The sequence below is a fragment of the Edaphobacter flagellatus genome, from assembly GCF_025264665.1.
Lineage (GTDB): Bacteria > Acidobacteriota > Terriglobia > Terriglobales > Acidobacteriaceae > Edaphobacter > Edaphobacter flagellatus.
This window is the reverse complement of sequence record NZ_CP073697.1, coordinates 3244534-3262500: the sequence shown is the minus strand read 5'-3', so window position 1 is coordinate 3262500 and position 17967 is coordinate 3244534. Positions and strand designations below refer to the sequence as shown.

General features: G+C 60.0%; 17 protein-coding genes (1 of these 17 only partly in view). 8 read left to right on the top strand and 9 right to left on the bottom strand.

Annotated elements, in window-relative coordinates; genetic code table 11:
• From KFE13_RS13620 to KFE13_RS13610, 3 genes are all read right to left on the bottom strand, one after another.
• A protein-coding gene (locus tag KFE13_RS13620) for a M48 family metallopeptidase (protein ID WP_260703658.1) crosses the window boundary here: on the bottom strand, positions 1–465 show its beginning. Its footprint begins 1026 nt before the window's first position; 465 of the gene's 1491 nt are visible here — the first part of the coding sequence; it begins with the start codon at positions 463–465; its stop codon lies off the left edge, out of view.
• 74 nt (positions 466–539) lie between these two features.
• Complete coding sequence (locus KFE13_RS13615; RefSeq protein WP_260703657.1) at positions 540–1223, bottom strand: MarC family protein; 684 nt, start codon at positions 1221–1223, stop codon at positions 540–542.
• A gap of 46 nt (positions 1224–1269) precedes the next feature.
• A complete protein-coding gene (locus KFE13_RS13610; protein WP_260703656.1) occupies positions 1270–2262 on the bottom strand; it encodes a glycosyltransferase family 47 protein in 993 nt (330 codons plus the stop codon).
• A 233-nt stretch (positions 2263–2495) separates the two neighbouring features.
• On the opposite strand from KFE13_RS13610, the gene KFE13_RS13605 reads away from it, so the two are divergent.
• The 4 genes from KFE13_RS13605 (at position 2496) to KFE13_RS13590 (ending at position 5619) form a co-directional block, all read left to right on the top strand.
• Positions 2496–3437, top strand: coding sequence for a branched-chain amino acid transaminase (locus KFE13_RS13605; RefSeq protein ID WP_260703655.1), 942 nt, complete (start codon positions 2496–2498; stop codon positions 3435–3437).
• 128 nt (positions 3438–3565) lie between these two features.
• Entirely contained in the window at positions 3566–4162 is a 597-nt protein-coding gene (locus tag KFE13_RS13600; RefSeq protein ID WP_260703654.1) for an RNA polymerase sigma factor, read from the top strand.
• Complete coding sequence (locus KFE13_RS13595) at positions 4159–4758, top strand: hypothetical protein (protein WP_260703653.1); 600 nt, start codon at positions 4159–4161, stop codon at positions 4756–4758. Before KFE13_RS13600 ends, KFE13_RS13595 begins: the two co-directional genes overlap by 4 nt.
• 24 nt (positions 4759–4782) lie before the next feature.
• Positions 4783–5619: a hypothetical protein gene (locus tag KFE13_RS13590; protein ID WP_260703652.1), complete on the top strand. Its 837-nt coding sequence runs from the start codon at positions 4783–4785 to the stop codon at positions 5617–5619.
• Positions 5620–5713: 94 nt separating this feature from the next.
• Here the strand turns inward: KFE13_RS13590 and KFE13_RS13585 are convergent, their stop codons facing one another.
• On the bottom strand, positions 5714–6409 hold the full coding sequence (locus tag KFE13_RS13585; protein ID WP_260703651.1) for a glycosyltransferase family 25 protein: 696 nt from the start codon (positions 6407–6409) through the stop codon (positions 5714–5716).
• A gap of 282 nt (positions 6410–6691) precedes the next feature.
• Between KFE13_RS13585 and KFE13_RS13580 the strand changes: the two genes are divergently transcribed.
• Positions 6692–7642: an SDR family oxidoreductase gene (locus KFE13_RS13580; RefSeq protein ID WP_260703650.1), complete on the top strand. Its 951-nt coding sequence runs from the start codon at positions 6692–6694 to the stop codon at positions 7640–7642.
• 25 nt (positions 7643–7667) lie between these two features.
• On the opposite strand, the gene KFE13_RS13575 is transcribed toward KFE13_RS13580, so the two are convergent.
• Both KFE13_RS13575 and KFE13_RS13570 read right to left on the bottom strand, forming a co-directional pair.
• Positions 7668–8135, bottom strand: coding sequence for a DUF6982 domain-containing protein (locus tag KFE13_RS13575; protein WP_260703649.1), 468 nt, complete (start codon positions 8133–8135; stop codon positions 7668–7670).
• 41 nt (positions 8136–8176) lie between these two features.
• On the bottom strand, positions 8177–9583 hold the full coding sequence (locus tag KFE13_RS13570; RefSeq protein WP_260706958.1) for a sigma-54-dependent transcriptional regulator: 1407 nt from the start codon (positions 9581–9583) through the stop codon (positions 8177–8179).
• Positions 9584–10130: 547 nt separating this feature from the next.
• Between KFE13_RS13570 and KFE13_RS13565 the strand changes: the two genes are divergently transcribed.
• Entirely contained in the window at positions 10131–11225 is a 1095-nt protein-coding gene (locus KFE13_RS13565; RefSeq protein WP_260703648.1) for a sigma-54 interaction domain-containing protein, read from the top strand.
• Between the two features lie 59 nt (positions 11226–11284).
• Here KFE13_RS13565 and KFE13_RS13560 read toward each other — a convergent pair whose 3' ends face one another.
• From KFE13_RS13560 to KFE13_RS13550, 3 genes are read right to left on the bottom strand one after another with little or no spacing between them, the layout of a single operon-like run.
• Positions 11285–12445, bottom strand: coding sequence for a glycosyltransferase (locus KFE13_RS13560; RefSeq protein WP_260703647.1), 1161 nt, complete (start codon positions 12443–12445; stop codon positions 11285–11287).
• On the bottom strand, positions 12442–13758 hold the full coding sequence (locus KFE13_RS13555; RefSeq protein ID WP_260703646.1) for a glycosyltransferase: 1317 nt from the start codon (positions 13756–13758) through the stop codon (positions 12442–12444). The genes KFE13_RS13560 and KFE13_RS13555 overlap by 4 nt, the downstream gene beginning before the upstream one ends.
• Complete coding sequence (locus KFE13_RS13550; RefSeq protein ID WP_260703645.1) at positions 13755–14852, bottom strand: hypothetical protein; 1098 nt, start codon at positions 14850–14852, stop codon at positions 13755–13757. The genes KFE13_RS13555 and KFE13_RS13550 overlap by 4 nt, the downstream gene beginning before the upstream one ends.
• Positions 14853–15014: 162 nt before the next feature.
• Here KFE13_RS13550 and KFE13_RS13545 point away from each other — a divergent pair, with 162 nt between their 5' ends.
• Both KFE13_RS13545 and KFE13_RS13540 read left to right on the top strand, forming a co-directional pair.
• Positions 15015–16490, top strand: a complete 1476-nt coding sequence (locus KFE13_RS13545; RefSeq protein WP_260703644.1) for an O-antigen ligase family protein — start codon at positions 15015–15017, stop codon at positions 16488–16490.
• A 408-nt stretch (positions 16491–16898) separates the two neighbouring features.
• Positions 16899–17963 carry a glycosyltransferase family 4 protein gene (locus tag KFE13_RS13540; RefSeq protein ID WP_260703643.1) on the top strand — a complete coding sequence of 355 codons (1065 nt, stop codon included), beginning with the start codon at positions 16899–16901 and terminating at the stop codon, positions 17961–17963.
• Positions 17964–17967 lie beyond the last annotated feature (4 nt).

Genomic DNA, 17967 nt, shown 5'->3' with positions numbered 1-17967 from the left:
CCACATCTTGGGCGCCGCCTGCTTCGTCATATTGCAGGTGGAGTGACGCAGTACGACGTGCGACAGCTCGTGCGCCATTACGCCCGCAAGCTGCGCCTCGGTCTCTGCCGCATTGATCGCGCCGAGATTCACAAACATCGCTCCGCCGGGCAGCGCGAAGGCGTTGATCTCATCGCTGGCAACGACGTGGAAATTGAACGGCCAGCGATAGCCCGGCGTCACGTTCACCAGCTTCGCTCCAAGCTGCCGCACATACTGCGAGACAGGAGAACTGTCCGGGAGCACTGGCATCTGCTTGAAGACCTCCTCCGCAACCTTCGCGCCTTCAGTCTGCTCCTGCTCCACCGTATACGCGTTCTTGCATGGAGGAGGAATCTGGAATCGCGCCCATGCCGCCTGTGATGCGCTTCCAATCAACAGGCCCACACTCAGAATCAGCCGTGCAATCCGCCAGTCTCGAAACATAGGTCTACCGCCTTCTCCTTCTCAGTGAATCAGAGTCGCTCTCGAACAATAACGCCGCTTAAATCCTTCGCCGCTTACGACGGCTTGGCAATGACGCCCAGGTCCGCCATCCCGTTGACAAAATACTGCACCGCCAGGGCCACCAGCAGCAAGCCCATGATGCGCACCAGGATGCGGATGCCCGTATCTCCCAGCGCACGCGCTACTTTGTCAGAATTGCCGAGCACAAAGTAGCAGATAACCGCCGTAATGAAGATCGATGCAAGAATCGCCACCATCTGCCACATCGTCTGCGCTTGACCAACCAGCACCATCACGCTGGCAATCGCGCCAGGTCCCGCCAGCATGGGGATGCCAAGGGGAACAATGCCTGCATCTTCTTTCTTCGCCGCATCCTCGGTATCGCCACTGGCCTCCTGCGTCGCCGAGCGCTTGGCTTCAAGCATGTCCAGCCCGATCAGCAGAAGAATCACGCCGCCGGCAATCTCAAATGCGGGCAGCGTAATGCCGAACATCTTGAAGATGTACTGTCCCGCAACAGCGAAAGCACTCAGAAAAATCAGCGCCGTCAACGACGCCTTGCGCGCGATGCGTCTCCTGCGCGCTTCATCGGCCCCTGCGGTTACGGCAAGAAATGTGGGGAGCGCCGCGAAGGGATCGACCAGGAAAAAGATCGAGCTAAGCGCCAGAACAGAGAACCGCACATACACCGAGTGCTGCAACCCGGAAAGCGACATGGAATGCGGATCGAACGCCACCCTCGTATTCTCCCATGTTCAGCGAAAACGCGTGGCTCGACCACTGCTACTCAGCGTCGAACTGCGCGGTCCCTGCCGACCGGCTACTCAACGTCTGTCGCACCCATAGAATGGCCGCGCGCAGCGCATTGCGCATGCCACGCACCAGACGCAGCTTCAGCAGCATCAGCCTCCAGAACGGCTGCACCCAACGCTCCGGCACCCTGCGGCGAGCCTTGATACGCTCGCACAGCGAGACAACATGGTTGAAGACCTTCGGGGAGTCGAACCACTCCTCATACGCCTTGCGAGCCAGTCGGCCGCGTTCTTCGGCCTCATGCGCGTGCGCATCGACGATCTGCGCCAGATCGCCGATCCTGCTCTCCGGTACACGTAACGCGAAGCTGTCCCAGTCCGGCCCCTCCGGCAGAATATACCGGTCAGAGAGAATCACCGGCGCGATACCCATCTCCATCACCTCGAACAGCCGGTACGACCCGGCGCTCGCGCCCTTGGGGCAAAGCGCAAACCGGCTCTCGGCCAGCGTCCTCACATACCGCTTCTGGTTTTCTTCGCGGTCCGGCTGAATCGTCCAGTGATCGTAGTACGAGGTGTCCTCAATAAAGACGTCGGACCGCCCGAAATCGATACGAAAAAGCCGCTTCCGCAGCCAGGAGCTCGAGCGCCCGGAGAAGGAGAAGAGGTACTTCTTTTCGGCCTCGATCGGCTGCACATGCTCGTTCCGCCAGTCGATGAACTTCTGGTTCTCCTGCCGGTTCAGCCTGAACAGGCGCGGCTGCTCCGCACTCGCATAGACCCCCGGCAGCAGCGGGGCCAGAATGTCGTCATCGTTATAGACGAACGTTTTCTCCGGATACTTCTTCGGCAGAGGATGTCCTACCACTCCGTTTCCGTAGAATGACCAGCGGCCCACGAACAGAATCATGTCCGCTTCTTCCGGGTCATCCACCAGCACGTGCACCTTCGGCTCTGCCTGACGATATAACTCAAGCATTGCGTCGTAGGTGCTTTCCAGCAGACAGACCAGATATATCTTCATCCCACAGCGGCCTTTAGATTTAGATTCCCACTATCAAGCGAGGGGGGAGGAGTGGATTTGAGCCTACCAGTTAAGACGCACTTTTCCTCCAAAACGCTGGTCACCTGCATGATTGAACATTCGTAACTCTTTAAGAACCGTTCTCGGAAGATTCGCCTTTCCATCTCCAAAGCGCGTCCCAGGGCTGTTTCGACGCCGTTTATAATCGATCTTTACCCACCATAGGAGCGACCATGCCCGTCCAACCTACCGCGAATATCTGGCACAACGGAAAACTCATCCCCTGGGACAAGGCTCAGATCCACGTCATGAGCCACGTCGTCCACTACGGCTCCTCGGTTTTTGAGGGAATCCGTTGTTACACGCAGCCCGCTGCCGCAAGCGTCTTTCGCCTGCAGGAGCACATGCAGCGCCTTATCGACTCGGCGAAGATCTATCGCATGCCCCTGCCCTACACCGTCGACCAGCTCTGCGCTGCCGTCGTCGATGTCATCGAGGCCAACGGCGTCGCTCCCTGCTACATTCGCCCCATTGCCTTCCGTGGCTATGGTGAGGTCGGCGTCAATCCGCTGAAGTCGCCCGTTGAGGTCTACATTGCAAACTTCCCGTGGGGCAAGTATGTCCCCGGCAACGACGGCGCCGATGTCTGCGTCTCCTCGTGGTCGCGTCTCGCGCCCAACACGATGCCTTCGCTCGCAAAGGCCGGCGCAAACTACATGAACTCGCAACTCATTCGTATGGAGGCCGAGATCAACGGCTACTCCGAAGGCATCGCGCTCGACGTGAACGGCTATCTGTCCGAGGGCTCGGGCGAGAACCTCTTCATCATTCGCAACGGCGTGCTGTACACAACGCCCCTGGCCAATTCGGTCCTGAACGGCATCACCCGCAACTCCGTTATCACGCTGGCCCGGCAGCTCGGCATCGAAGTCGTCGAGCAGGCACTGCCGCGCGAGCTGCTCTACATCTGCGACGAGGCCTTCTTCACCGGCACCGCTGCCGAGGTTACGCACCTGCGCTCGGTGGATCGCATCCTCGTAGGCGATGGCAAGATGGGGCCGGTCACCACGGCGCTGCACGAAGAGTTCTTCGCCATCGTCAACGGCCTGAAGCCCGATCGCTACAACTGGCTCACGCCGGTCAACGTCAAGGTCGCGGAGACCGTCGGCGCGTAAGCATTCGATACAGCAAACCCTAAAGGAGGCAGCCCTGGCGCTGCCTCCTTCTTTTTGCGTCTAAACCTCGCTCGAACTTTTTCTTCTTCGCAGGGAACTTCTTTCGTCGCAGGCGTAATCATCAACGTATGTTCAAGCGGCTCACACGCAGCCCGGAATCCGACGCCGATCTACACCGCGCCGCCCTTCAGGGCCGCGGTGAGGCAATGGCCGAGCTCTACCGACGACACGGGCCGCTTGTCTATCGCTTCACCCTGCGTATGAGCCAGAACGCCTCCATCGCCGAAGAAATCACCCAGGAGACCTTCCTCGCGCTGCTCGAGCACACCGGCCGCTTCGATCCCAGCCGCGGATCGCTCTCTACCTGGCTCTGCGGCATCGCACGCCATCAGTTGCTGAAGCACTTCGAGCGCAATAGCCGCTACCAGAGCGCAGACGACGAGGACAACACGTACGATCCTCCTTCGCCTGAAGACACCCCAGACCAGCGCCTTACCCGTGAGGAAGCGGTCGCCGCCGTTCGCGACGGCATCGACACGCTACCCCTTCCCCTCAAAGAGGTGCTGCTGCTGTGCGAGATCGAAGAGCTCAGCTACGAGCAGGCATCTCTGATTCTCGCCATCCCCGTCGGCACCGTACGCTCGCGCTTGCATCGCGCCAAGCTTCGCCTGCAACCGCTTCTTCGTCCCGTTGCCACAACCACCGGAAAGGAGACTCCACGATGAGCCATCCGGAAAACGAGCTCGACAACATCCTCCATGCACTACGCGATGAGCACCGCGCGATCCAGGCTCCTGCTGCTCTCGAAGAGCGTCTCGTCCGTCAGACACAACAGGCCCGTGCACACACATCGCACAACCCAGGCTGGCTCCGAAGCCATGCCTGGGGCCTGAGCTTCGCTCTGCTCGCAATCGCTGCGGCAGTAGCAGGGCTGCTCGTCCACACATCACCGCATGTGCCGCAACAGGTCCAGATACACCCGGTACCCGCACCCACGCAGCAGCCTCCACAAACGGCACAGACACAGGTTGCTCCTCAGCCACATGCCGTGTCCCCGCTCACGGCTCAATCAACGCGTAGACCACGCAAGCCAAATCCTTCGGTTGTTCAGGATGCCTCCGCAGAGCGCTTCGTCCGGCTTCCAGCCAGCGAAGGCCTGCCTGAGCCCATGCAGCCCAGCTTCGTCCGGACGCGCATTCTTACCAGCTCTCTACCGCAGTACGGAATCGACGTTCCGCCATTCGCTCCGCCTCAGACCGTCCTCGCCGAGTTCGTCGTCGGCGAAGACGGCCTTCCTCGAGCAATTCGCCTCATCCGCTAACCCATCATGCACAGGAGATCGACCATGCCACCCATCCACCGCACAGCCGTAACTCTCACGCTTCTCACAACCGCCTTCGCACTCTCCAGCTCCGCATACGCGCAGCTGGCTTCCATCGAGCCGCAGCCTCAGACACAGCAGCTTGCGCTTCTTCACTCTATGTCCGGCGGAGAACAAGGCCCCCAGGAGATCGAAGGCCGCAAGGAGGTCATGGAAATCATGCTCGCCAAGAGCACACCCGTCCTCGGCAAGCCCTACTCCGCCGACTCCCAAACCGACGTCGTGCAGACACTGGCTGATGGCAATCGCATTGTGCGCCACACCTCGGGCAAGTTCTACCGCGACAGCACCGGACGCACCCGCCGCGAGCAAACCTTCGCCAACGTCAGCCCCTCGATTCCTGGCGAAACCAAAATCTTCCTTGAAAACCCTTCAACCAACAGCTTCTGGGTGATGGACCCCGGCGAAAAGACAACACGCCACATGACCAACATCACGTACAAAAAGATTCAGCATGAAGATGCAGCGAACCACCCACTCGGGCCGGCCACGCTCCCCAAGCTGGATGAAAGCCGCGACATCGTAACCACAAACCTCGGCCAGAAGACCATCGAGGGCGTTCCGTGCAATGGCAAGCGCGACACCATTACCATTCCCGCCGGGCAGATCGGCAACGAGCAACCCATCGTTATCGTCACCGAGACCTGGTTTTCGCCTGCCATCGAAGCCGTCGTCAGCTCAACCACCAACGACCCGCGCTTCGGCCAGACGACCTATCAGCTTCAAAACATCAAACTTGGCGAGCCAGCCAGCCAGCTCTTCGAGCCTCCAGCCAACTTCCACCTCGAGGGCCCCAAATAGCCGCGTATCATACGCGCACCGCGCACAACATGCCTCTGTCTCTGTCCACGCAGAGCCAGAGGCATATCTGTCTTAATTCCAACGAATATACTTCTTACTTCAGCGCACGCTTGATGCGCCGCGCCGCGCCAAGCAGATCCCGCACCACAGGAATCGACTCATACCGTGAAACAGAAACATCGCTGCGTGAGCTTCTCTGCCATCCCAGCGGAGGAGCCGCCAGCAGCGTCTTGATATCCGGATTCTGCGCCCGGAACATCGAGTACGCCCCATCCACGTGCTGTGGACCACCAAGCGGATGCCCATCCGGACGAGACAGAACCTGCTCCATAAAGAAGACCACGCGTTCCAGCACACTCTGGTTGACGGCAAGAAAGTGCGTCGTCATCAGCGGCCCCGTCCACGGAACCAGTTGCAGCCCAACGCCGGAAGCAGCCTGCGGCTCTACGTGTCCGAGATAAAGAAAGCCCCAGTTCCCGCCCTCGATCTGCCGAAGCAGTTCGTCCGTCACCTCCGGAAGATGCGGAGAAAAATCCAGGTCATCTTCAAGGATGAGAACGTTGCGCGCCCCGGCATCGAGCGCCTGCTTGAGGATGTTGTAGTGGCTCAGAAAACAGCCTCTCGCACCCAGGCTCGGCCAGTCACCGACCTCTGCAGGCTTGACCGCAGGAAAGAACTCCGCCGTGAGATTGAATTTTTTAAGCTGCGCTTCCATATCGCGGCGGCGGTCGCGACGCTCAACGAGATTGATCACCTGAACTCGTTCGAAGTAGTCGTTCAATACGGCCATAAGAGTTGGAGAGAACCAGCCTTTGCGGAGATATCCCTGCGAGATTTCAAGCCCATACTACCGTGTCGGGGGGGGAGGGCTTCATTATCCCATCCGCGCAGTCGAACCACAACGTGATTCCATGCATCTTACAGAGATCGCTCTCTCTTCGCATGCGCTGCAAACACTTCATCGAGTGACACTTTTGATGTAGCACTCACCCACTCTCAGGGCCTGCACGCTACGATAATCTTTAAATGCAGGCAGCCCGAGCGCCTTTCATCTCTTCGGGAGACTCCCCTTATGTCCACTGTTCTCATCACAGGCATCGCAGGCTTTATTGGATCGAGCATCGCTCGCGCGCTCGTTGCTGAAGGCGCTCAGGTCCGCGGCATCGACAATCTCTCCTCTGGCTCCATGGCCAACCTCGAAGAAATTCGCTCACAGATCGACTTTCGCGACGCCGATGTGCTCGATACCGCCGCAGTCGCCTCCGCCATGAAGGGCGTCGACTATGTCTTCCACGAAGCGGCAATCCCCTCGGTCCCCAAGTCGGTCAACGACCCGGTCGGCACCAACGGCCCGAACCTTACCGGCACACTCAACGTTCTCGAAGCGGCACGCCAGGCCGGCGTCAAGCGGCTGCTCTACGCTGCCTCCTCAGCAGCCTACGGCGACGACCCCGCCCTGCCGAAGACCGAGGCTATGCTGCCCTCCCCCATCTCCCCTTACGCCGTGCAGAAGGTAGCGGGCGAGCACTACCTCGCCAGCTACTATCGCGTCTACGGGCTGGAAACTGTCTCGCTGCGTTACTTCAACATCTTCGGCCCGCGGCAGGACCCATCCTCGCAATACTCCGGCGTCCTCGCGCGCTTCATCTCGCTAATGCTCGCCGGACAGACGCCGACGATCTACGGCGACGGACTGACCAGCCGCGACTTCACCTACATCGACAACGTCGTCAGCGCGAACCTTCTCGCCGCGAGGGCCCCACGCGAGAACGTCGCCGGACGCATCTTCAACATCGCCACCGGACGCCGCGTCACACTGCTCGACGCCTTCGCCGAGATCAAGCGCATCACTGGCTTCAAAGGCGACGTCAGGCACGAGGCCGAGCGCCAGGGCGACATCAAGCACTCCGGAGCCGATATCTCGCTCGCGCAGAAAGCATTCGGCTACCAAGTCGTCGCCGACCTCGCCTATGGCCTCGAACAGACGATCGCCTGGGCACGCGAGTCCGTGCCAGTCGCCTGAGTCTTTTAGCGTTGGTTCTGCCGAACTAAATTTTGTGGAGATTCTTCGGCGGGTTCCGCATACCGAGGATGTGAAAGTCCTTCAGGCCACTCTTATTCACGTACACCAGCCGGTTATTGCTGTTCGGATCGGTGGGGATCAGAAAGAAGCCATCCTCGAGCACGTAGTCGCTTGAGTTGCTGATGATCCCCTCGATCTCCTCTTCATCGAAGAAGGTGATCCTGACCCACAGATTCGGGACCAGCGGAACATTCTTGTGAAAGTGAAGTGCGTTGTGGCGCGTATCGCCATCGAAGGTCTTCACAAAGAAGACCGCCTTCGCATTGGCGGTGGAGATATGCTCTTCCTCGCCCGTCTCGATCAGTCTGAGCTTGATGGTGTCCAGTGAGGAGTGAGGATTATTGTGGAGCAACTGCTCCACCGATCCCAGGTCTTCCAGTTGAACCGTACCCCGCACAATGCGGTCTTCAAAACGAACGACAATCCGGTACACGCCCTCAGCCGCCGCTGCCGCTACTGCGGCAATCTTGGCAGCTATGCGCGATCTTGCGGAGACAGATCGTACTGTTTGATCTTGTAGAGCAGAGCCTTGTAGCTGATCTGCAGATCGTTTGCCGCCGCCTTGCGGTTCCATCCAGTTCCCTCCAACACCTGTGCAATCGCAGCCGCTTCGGCGCCGCCCTTTAGATTTTTTACCAGTGCCTTGAGTCCGGCACCAGAGGTGGCCTCAACAGCGGTACCTGCTGCAGGTTGTGCTGCAGGTGCGGGAGCAAGCTCCTCGATGATCGAGCTCTCCTCACCGAGGACAAGATAACGGTTTACCACATTCTCCAGCTCGCGCAGATTGCCCGGCCAGTTGTGCGACGTCAGCGTGTCCAGCAGCCTCTGGGAAAACGGCAGCGGTTCGCGTCCGTAACGGCGAGCACCCTTGCGCATAAAGTACTCCGCCAGCACCGGAATCTCTTCCTTGCGGTCGCGCAAAGCAGGAATATTCAGCGTAAATCCATTCAGGCGGTAGTACAGATCCTCGCGGAACGTCTTATTCGCCATCGCCTCTTTCATATTGATGTTGGTAGCCGCAATCACGCGAACATCCACCTTCATCGGCGAACGGCTGCCCAGGCGCGAGAAGGTGCCGTCCTGCAGCACCTGCAGCAGCTTGGCCTGCAGCAGCGCCGGCATCTCACCAATCTCATCCAGAAAGATCGTTCCGCCGGTGCAGATCTCAAACTTGCCGGGCTTCGTCTTCACCGCACCCGTAAACGCACCCTGTTCATAACCGAACAGCTCGCTCTCCAGCAGGTCAGCGGGAACCGCGGCGCAGTTCACCTTGAGGAAGGTGTTCTGGCTGCGCGCCGACATCTTGTGCGTGTAGAGAGCAAGAATCTCCTTGCCGGTTCCGCTCTCGCCCAGGATCAGCAGCGGAATATCCGCACGCGCTACCAGCGCAGCCTGCGACTCCAGATCGCGCATCCGCTTGCTCGACCGTACAAACGAGTGCGTCTCATTCAGCGGAATTTCGCGCGGCGAATCCACCGCCGGAATCTTGCCTTCGCGTGCCGCCAGCTGCTCCTCGATCGCTTCTTCAAGATCGCTGCCGACAAACGGCTTCATGATGATGGCTTTCACACCCAGCCGGATCACCATCTCCACATCGCGCAGCTCCGCCGAGCACGACAAAACCACCACGGGCAGCTGCGGCTTCGCGCAACGAATATGTGTCAACAGAGGCATCGAATCTCCCCCGGGATGCGTCGCCAACAACAGAATGTCCGACGAATCATCATGATCCAGGCGGTTCAGCAGAGACTGCTCCTCCGAGAAGAGGCTCAGTGCGTAGCGATCCCCCAGTGTCAGCCGCATATACTCCAGCACGGCGATATCCGGTTCAAGAATAAGGACCTGCGGACGAGTCTTGGTATTTGCCTTCAACGTGGACACCGGGTAAGACAACGATGCAGACATAAAGTACCCCTGGGAAACAGTTCGAGCCTTCCAAATGTTGAACCCAACATCTGCTTACAAATCTCTACAAGGTGGCCCAACTTTTATTGAAAACAAACCAACTAGACTCTGAAGTGGGGAGTGCTTCACAGCCCTGTTGAGAATTCTAAGGCGGAATACGCAAACTTCTACACAAAAATGTTAAGAATTTTGCCGACAAAAGGGACAAATATTTACCACTTCCTAACCTGCCTCACCTCCTTCTCGTTCGCCTCGCTGCCTCTGGAATCCATGGCCCCGACAAAACAGGCAGTGCCCCTCCGCCGCCTCAACCGCGGGAATCGCTCTCCATTTCCCTTGAAAACTCACGATTTCTGACCGCGACCGCTTCGTCTCCCTGCTTGAAACAAGGCTATTTATCCCCATATTTCAACAGGGCGTCTTCCTGTTGCCGATGTTTGTTCCAGATTGGCTCTCAACGTGCAAAGAGGTGAAGCATTGCATTATTTTGCATTCTCTCTCTGCTAGCACGGGAAGGTCATCCTTGGTTCAAACCGCCGAATCCGCCACCACTACCCTGCCGCCGATAGACGTCCTCTTCGGCAAGACGGCAGCCATGCAGGCTGTGCGCAATAAAATTGAACGAGTTGCAGAAACCGACGTCCCCGTCCTGATCCAGGGCGAAAGCGGTACCGGCAAAGAGCTCTGCGTCCATCTGCTGCACCTGCTGTCGCAGCGGGCACGCAACTCTCTCGTCAAAGTCAGCTGCCCCGCTATCCCTCACTCCCTGATCGAAACCGAACTCTTCGGCTACGAAAAAGGTGCCTTTACCGGCGCCATGCACACCAAGCTCGGACGCGTGGAGCAGGCGCACAACGGCACACTTTTTCTCGATGAAGTCGGCAGCCTCGACCTCAACGTCCAGTCCAAGCTCCTTCAGGTCCTCCAGGACGGCACCTTCACCCGCGTCGGCAGTCACGAATCCCGCTTCATCGCCACGCGCCTGGTCACGGCGGCCAACGGCGACCTTCGCACTCAGGTTGATAGCGGCACCTTCCGGCTGGACTTCCTCTTCCGCATCAATGCCGTCACCATCAACCTGCCGCCGCTGCGCCAGCGCATCCAGGACCTGCCCGTTCTGATCGACTACTTCATCGAGCACTACTCGAAGATCTTCCACCAGACGCCCGACCTGCTCTCCAAGAGCGCCATGCGCCTGATGCAGAACTATCAGTGGCCCGGCAACATCCGCCAGCTCGAAAACCTGATCCGCAGCTACGTGCTCATCGGCAGCGAAGAAGCCCTCGTCGCCGAGTTGATGCCCGACCAGCCCCGCAACGGCGTCACCGCCGAGATCGACCTCAGCGAGCCCATCTCCCTTAAGGAGATCACCCGCAAAGCCACCCACGATCTCGAGCGCCAGATCATCCTCAAGGTCCTGCAGGCCAATAGCTGGAACCGGCAGAAGACCGCCAAGTGGCTCCAGATCAGCTATCGGTCTCTGCTCTATAAACTCAGCGAAGCCGGCATGCCCGAGGTACCGCCGCGCCCTCTGCGTCCCACCAGCATCAAGCGTCCGGAAGATCAGGTCGCTCGCCCGGCCATCTCAGCCGCTGTGGCGCGCACACGGCTGTACTAAGCCAACACGCTCCCAGGCCGTACCCGCCGATGCATAGAACCTATGCATCGGCCTTCTCTTTAAACCTTCGTTTTCTGCGCAAGCACGGACGTCAAAATCGACTCCACTTCGTCGCTGACATCCTTCCAGCCGCGGCTATGATGTGCCGAGATCGCTTCTGCGCTCCACTGCTGACCGAGCACCTGATCCAGCGCCGTCTCCAGCGACTTCGCATCGCGTGCCGGAACCAGCCTGCCGTCCGCATCGTCCATCAGCTCAGGAATCCCGCCCACATGCGTCGCCACCACCGGACGCCCCGAAGCCAGAGCCTCGATCACTACATTCGGACACCCCTCGCGATAGCTCGGCAGCGTCACCAGATCCGCCGCAGCCATCCACTGCGCCACACCCTCCGTCGCGCACGATGGCATCAGCCGTATCCAATCGCCTGCTCCCTGCGCTGCGATCATCTCCGTTATAGCCTGACGAGCCGGGCCATCGCCAACGATGTAGCCGCGCACGCGCGGCCTTCGCACGCGCAGAGCCGCAATCGCCGTCACCAGCTCGCCCAGCCCCTTCGCCATGTCCAGCCGCCCGACGTAGACAATCGTCTCTTCGTCCGCATCCATCTGCAACGCTCGACGCGCCTCACCTCGATCGCGCGGATGAAAGGTCGTCGTATCGCAGCCATTCAACACCGCGCGGCTGCGGGCCTCCGGAGCTCCCAGCCTGCGCGCTGTGCGCAGCAGATCGCCGCTTACTGTAATCGTGTAGTCCGCCTCACGCAGCACACGCCGTGTCAGCCCCTCGCACAGCGGAGGAATCACATTCAGATCTGTACCAATCGCCGTCACCACAAACGGAACCTTCAGCGTCCGCGCAACCCGTCGCGCCGCATCGCCATCGGGATAGACGATGTAATTCAGAATGATGTCCGGCGCATACGCACGCACATACGGCAGAATGCTCCGCGCCGCCGACCAGCCATTCAACGGCCGCGACACCGCCGGCAGCGCGGGATAAGCAATGTACTCCGTCTCCACGCCCGCCGTTTTGTAGTCGAAGTCGATCCTGCGGCCCGCCCGGCTCTTCGGCGTCAGCAGCGGAGGATACTGCGACTCCGGATAAAACACCTTCAGCTCGCATCGCTGCGCAAGAAACCGCAGCGTTTGATACGCCGAGTGCCCTGCCCAGGGCTCATGCGAAGTAGGAAAGTATCGCGTAATGACGGCAACTCTCATCCGCGCGCCTTCCCGATCAGCTCATCCAGCAAAGCAGCATAACGCGCAGCCAGAGGACGCCGATGATACGCCGCGATCCGCTCGTAGTCCGGCGCAAGCCCCACGCCATCCTTGCCCACCGCATCCATCAGCATCTGTCGTATCGCTGCTGGATCATTAACATCCGCCCAGCGCCCCGCACGCGTCTCCTCCAGCAATCTGCGCACATCGCCCTGCGCATGCACCGCACCCAGGATCGGCTTGCCGCCGCCCAGATAATCGTAGAACTTCGCGGCCACATTGATGCGATCGTGCGTAATCAGCAACAGGTAATCCGTCTCACGAATCGCCGCCAACGCCTCGGCCTGCGGCACAAATCCCTTCAGCTCCACCGTATCGCCCAGCGACAGCAGCTGCTCACGATACGCCGGCGTCTCAATATGCCCGATAAACCGCACCAGCAGACGCGACCGCACCGCCTCCGGCAATCCCAGCACAGCCTCCACAAAACTTCCGGGAGCCGTCGAGCCATACACCGTACCCGTATACGTCAGCGTGATGCGACGCGAACCCTCTGGAGGCGCACTCTTCGCCGACTCCGCTGTCGGCGGCGGCGTGTCATATCCATTCGGGATACAGACAAACTTCTCCTTCGGCACACCCGGATAACGACCCTGCAGCTCCTGCTTCGCCGCCTCGGTCACCAGCACAATCGTCGACGCATCGCGCACGGCCTCGGCCTCGGCCTTGTGAGCGACAAGACGCGCCTTGCGGTTGCTGTTGAAGCTCACCAGGTCGAGTGTCGTCGTCAGCCACTCATCGCGGAAGTCCACAATGATCGGCAGCGCGGGAAACTTCTTTCTCAACCGCGTCGCCAGCCGCACACTCGAAAACGGAGGCACTGTAATCACCACGGCATCGATCTTTCGCTTCCGAATAATCTTCTCCGCCGCCGGCAGCGCAAACGGCAGCCAGCCCACCTGCGGGTCCGGCAGCAGCAGGTTGCCGATAAACTGCTTCAGCGGATTCCCGCCGCCCTTGCCTGCCTGCGGTGCAGCCGCCGGAGCAGGCTTCGCCTTGCCGCCCGTAACCGCCTTCTTCACCGACTTCCGCAGCCAGAACGGCAGGTCCAGCGTCCAGCTCCGATGCACCGTCACTTCACCCGGCACCTGCCGAAGCAGGGACATATCCTTGCCCACCGCTGGAGCATTTCTCGCTGTCAGCACATCCACGCGCACGCCGTTCTCCGGCAGATACTTCGCCAGCGACAGCGCCCGCAGCACACCCACGCCGCCAGCCGGAGGAAACGAAAACGTGATCAACAGAAGATTCAAGACCGGCCCACTCCAGCGACGGCAGTCTGGGTCACCGCACGATGTGCGCCAGGGTTAAGCGGACCCGTCTGCGCCTCAACCGCGCAAAACATCGCATACGCGCTCGCCCAGTGCAGCTCGATGCCATCCTCGTCTGCAATCTCGCGGAACCAACGAAACATCTCCGCCAGCCCGCTTGCACGCGTCGCCGTACCCAGCAGCGCGTCCGCGTTGTCTTCGCGAGCGCCATGCGTATACAGCTTCACAAACACATCCTCGCCCACACGCGGAGCCACATCCAGCCATAGCCGCACGCGTTCCTTCGTCGGAACATCGTTCGCCGCAATCTCGCCCATCTCCACGCGAGGCATCAGCCGTCCGCCACCGAACCGCAGCCCCACAGGCCCCGTAATCATCAGCAGATCGCCCTGCGCTCCTCCGCCTGCCGTGGCCTCCACCCCGCCGTCGTACGACTTCCGCCCGCCCTGCCGCTGCGTACACCAGTACACCTGGTTGACCACCTTGCCCTGCGTCGGCGAAGGCAGCGACGGCATCGTGAAGTCCGCATAACATCCAAGATCGCGCAGCAGCTCAATCTCTCCCGCCACGCCGCACATCCGTCCATCGGGACGCGAATTATCCAGCGCCCAGTTTCCGTGAATGAACCCGAAGACCATCTTGCCCCGATGATCGTGCAGCAGCCCGTGATCCTCGCGCAGGCAGCGGCAAAACTCCGTCATCTTCTGTACAAACCCCTCACGCGTCTCCTGGTCATGATGGATGTGAACCTCCACATCGCCCACTCCCAGCCGCGTCATCTCCGCCAGAGGCTCCAGCAGCTCCGCCCGATACTCCTCCTGCGGATAGAAAAAGCTGTAACACGGTCGCTTCCCCTCAGCGTCCCGCGGAGCCGCATCGGCAATCCTCGGCCACAGCTCCTGCCAGCGCCCCACCCGCGCCAGCGCCCGCTCCATCGGGACACGGCCGCCCAACGGCTCATAATGATCCGTAATCGCCACCCATACACGCTTCGGCTTTGGCCTGCCAGACCAGTACCGCGCACGTTCCCTCAGGTACGCGGGCAACCATATCTCTGCATGACGGGGAAGCTTCATCGTGAAATCTGTGGCTCCTGCCACTCTACCTGCCACACTCTATATCGAACAGCCCCGCCCGGTGTCTGCCACCTATTCGCCATCCCGCCGGGACCGGCAGATACACTAATATTGCAAGCAATTGCATCTACGTAAGTATCGCACCGGATGCACCGGCTTTCTATGGGACTCTTCCTCACTCTGCTCTACATCTTCACCGCGTATCTCGCGCCCGAGACGCTCTGGGGTCCCCTCGCCGACTTCCATATCGAGATCGTCCTCGCTTTCCTGGCCACTGTCGCCTCGCTGGGTGGCTTGCAGCGTTCCAGAATCTTCACCATCCCCCAGAGCTACGCCCTTGGCGGCATGACCGTCGCCGTCTTCTGCTCCATGGTCATGACCGGATGGCTCGGCTCCATTCCCGCAGCGCTCTTCAACTTCATCCCCAACGCCTTCACCTTCTTCCTCGTTGCCATCAACTGCCGTACCCGGAAGCATCTTCAGTTCGTCGTCGCCACACTGGTCGCCGCCTGTATCTTCACGATCGCGCGCGGAGCTCCTGCCGTTCACGCTGGCAACATCTACAGCCCTTACGTCATCGCTCAGGGCAACGACGAAGGCCAGTACCTGATCCGGCTCCGCGGGCTCGCCTTCATCAACGACCCGAATGACTTTGCCCAGCTCATGGCGAGTCTTATCCCCTGCCTCTTCTTCCTCTGGCGCAAAGGCAGCGGATTACGCAACCTCTTTCTCGTTCTGTTGCCCACCGCCATCCTGATCTACGGCATGTTCCTCACGCACTCCCGCGGAGGCATGGTTGCTCTGCTTGCCGTCGTCCTCTTCGCCTTCCGCAAAAAGATCGGCACCATCCCCGCAGCCATCATCGCCGCAGCACTCTTCTCCGCCGGAAGCCTCGTCGGCTGGACCGGAGGCCGCGACGTCTCCGTAGGCTCCGGTGCCGATCGCATGGAAGCCTGGTCCACCGGCCTTGAGCTCATCAAAACTCATCCCCTCTTCGGTGTCGGCTACCAGCGTTTCGGCGAATACTTCATCATCACCGCGCACAACACCGTCGTCGTCTGCGCCGCCGAGCTTGGCATGTTCGGACTCTTCTGGTGGCTCATGTTCATCCTGCCCACCCTTCGCGATGCCTCCGTCTCCGCCTCCGGAAAGAAAGAAGAAACCGCCGAGAGCGACGAGCCTCTGCCCTACATGGCATATGCGGCACGCCGCGAACCCGTCCCCGAGCTGCGTTGGCAACCCGCAGGCCACCTCGCCGACACACGCTCCACCGCCGCGTCCTTCTCTCCCCGTCACGACACGCGCGAATCCGCCGCAGACGACATCCCGCTCTACCTCCAGAACGAGCAGCAGGACGAAAAGCTGCCTCCCGAAGAGATTCAACGCATCGCTGGCCTCATGCTCGTCAGCCTCGTTGGCTACTTCGTCGCCGGCTGGTTCCTCTCCCGCGCCTACGTCATGACCCTCTTCATCTATGGAGGCATGGTGCAAGCCATCTATCGCATGGCGCTCGATCAGGACCTCGCCCCACCGCGCCTGAAGTTCTTCCAGATCGCCAGATATGCCGCCATCTGGTCCGTTGTGCTCATTCTCATCGTCTACATCATGCTGCGCATCCAACACATGCTCCCGCACTAAACCATCGCAAACCGCATCATCCGAGCGAAGTGCGAAGCACGTAGCGGGGACCGGCTTTCCTGCGAACTTATTCGCTGGGGTACAGACAGGAGCAGAGCCGGTAGAGCGCCGCGACCATCGCCATCTGGGGCAAAAATGGCTGTCAAGCCCCCTTAAATCACAACTCACTCATTCCAAAGCAAATAAACCCGAAAAAAACTGCCGATTCCCCCTTGCCGGCTTGCTACACTTAAAACAGTCAGCAAAGGCTCCATACCGGGGAAGATAGACGTAACTCTTTGCGAATCAATATTTTTACCCTCAACTCCTCTGTTTTGAATATTTTGCCCTGTGCAAATCGAGCAAGCTATTCAAAATAAATCGCTTACAAGATCAGATGAGGGGGGAGGGGGTCCGCCACGGCAGCGCATGAAGATCGTTCACGTCGTCTACAGCCTTGAGATGGGAGGAGCCGAAATCCTCGTCGCGCAGCTCTGCCGCCTGCAAAGAGCGCACGGACACGAGGTCTCCGTCATCGCCTACAGCAATCTCGGCACACTGGGCGAAGCGCTCGTCGCCGAAGGCTTTGTTGTTCAGGTGCTCGGCGAAGCGCCTTTACCGAAAACCTTAACACGCTTCATCGGCGAGCTGCGCCGTCTGCGTCCCGATGTCGTCCATTGCCACAATCCCGCACCGACGCTGCAGGCTGCGATTCCGGCAAGAATCGCAGGCGCAAAATGCATCGTCTCCACGCGCCACAGCCTCGTCGCGCCACCATACAACCGTGGTGAAGAAATCGCCTACAACCTCGTCGCCCGCTGTTGCGACTGGATCGTCGGCATCTGCGACGCCACCTGCGAAAACCTTCGCCACACGCCGCTCGCGCTGCGCAACCGCATCGTCCGCGTCTATAACGGAGTCGATCCCGTCGAGCCCGCGAACGCACATCCAAAAGAAGGCTTCACGCTGCTCTTCGTCGGACGTCTCGCTCCAATCAAAAATCTCTCGATGCTGCTGCGCGCCACAGCCGCCGCAAAACAGCAGCTCCCCAACATCAAGCTGTGGATCGTCGGTCACGGCGCGGAGCGCGAAAAGCTCGAAGCACTCTCACACGAGCTCGGCCTCGACGGACAAGTCACCTTCTGGGGCGAACGCCTTGACGTCGCCGCCTTCTTCACCGACGCAGACATCTACTGTATGACATCCTTCTCCGAAGGCCTGCCGATGTCGCTGCTGCAGGCCATGTCCGTTGGAGTCCCCGCAGTCGTCACCAGTGTTGGCGGCATGGCCGAAGTCGTCAAAAACGCGCGCGCCGGCCTGACAGCTCCCGTCGATGACGTTCGAACGATGGCCGACGCAATCGTTCAGATCGCTACCAATCAGGCGCAACGAGAGACCTTCGCCGAAAACGCACGCACCGCTTATGGCGAAAACTTCACGCTCGATCGCATGTACGAGGCATACATGAACCTCTACACGCGCCCACGCAAATAAAGCG

Bases quoted from the DNA above. Each gene is read 5' to 3' on its own strand.
- KFE13_RS13605 (WP_260703655.1), top strand. From the start codon at position 2,496: ATGCCCGTCCAACCTACCGCGAATATCTGGCACAACGGAAAACTCATC.
- KFE13_RS13590 (WP_260703652.1), top strand. From the start codon at position 4,783: ATGCCACCCATCCACCGCACAGCCGTAACTCTCACGCTTCTCACAACC.
- KFE13_RS13585 (WP_260703651.1), bottom strand. From the start codon at position 6,409: ATGGCCGTATTGAACGACTACTTCGAACGAGTTCAGGTGATCAATCTC.
- KFE13_RS13610 (WP_260703656.1), bottom strand. From the start codon at position 2,262: ATGAAGATATATCTGGTCTGTCTGCTGGAAAGCACCTACGACGCAATG.
- KFE13_RS13580 (WP_260703650.1), top strand. From the start codon at position 6,692: ATGTCCACTGTTCTCATCACAGGCATCGCAGGCTTTATTGGATCGAGC.
- KFE13_RS13540 (WP_260703643.1), top strand. From the start codon at position 16,899: ATGAAGATCGTTCACGTCGTCTACAGCCTTGAGATGGGAGGAGCCGAA.
- KFE13_RS13550 (WP_260703645.1), bottom strand. From the start codon at position 14,852: ATGAAGCTTCCCCGTCATGCAGAGATATGGTTGCCCGCGTACCTGAGG.
- KFE13_RS13545 (WP_260703644.1), top strand. From the start codon at position 15,015: ATGGGACTCTTCCTCACTCTGCTCTACATCTTCACCGCGTATCTCGCG.
- KFE13_RS13560 (WP_260703647.1), bottom strand. From the start codon at position 12,445: ATGAGAGTTGCCGTCATTACGCGATACTTTCCTACTTCGCATGAGCCC.
- KFE13_RS13595 (WP_260703653.1), top strand. From the start codon at position 4,159: ATGAGCCATCCGGAAAACGAGCTCGACAACATCCTCCATGCACTACGC.
- KFE13_RS13600 (WP_260703654.1), top strand. From the start codon at position 3,566: ATGTTCAAGCGGCTCACACGCAGCCCGGAATCCGACGCCGATCTACAC.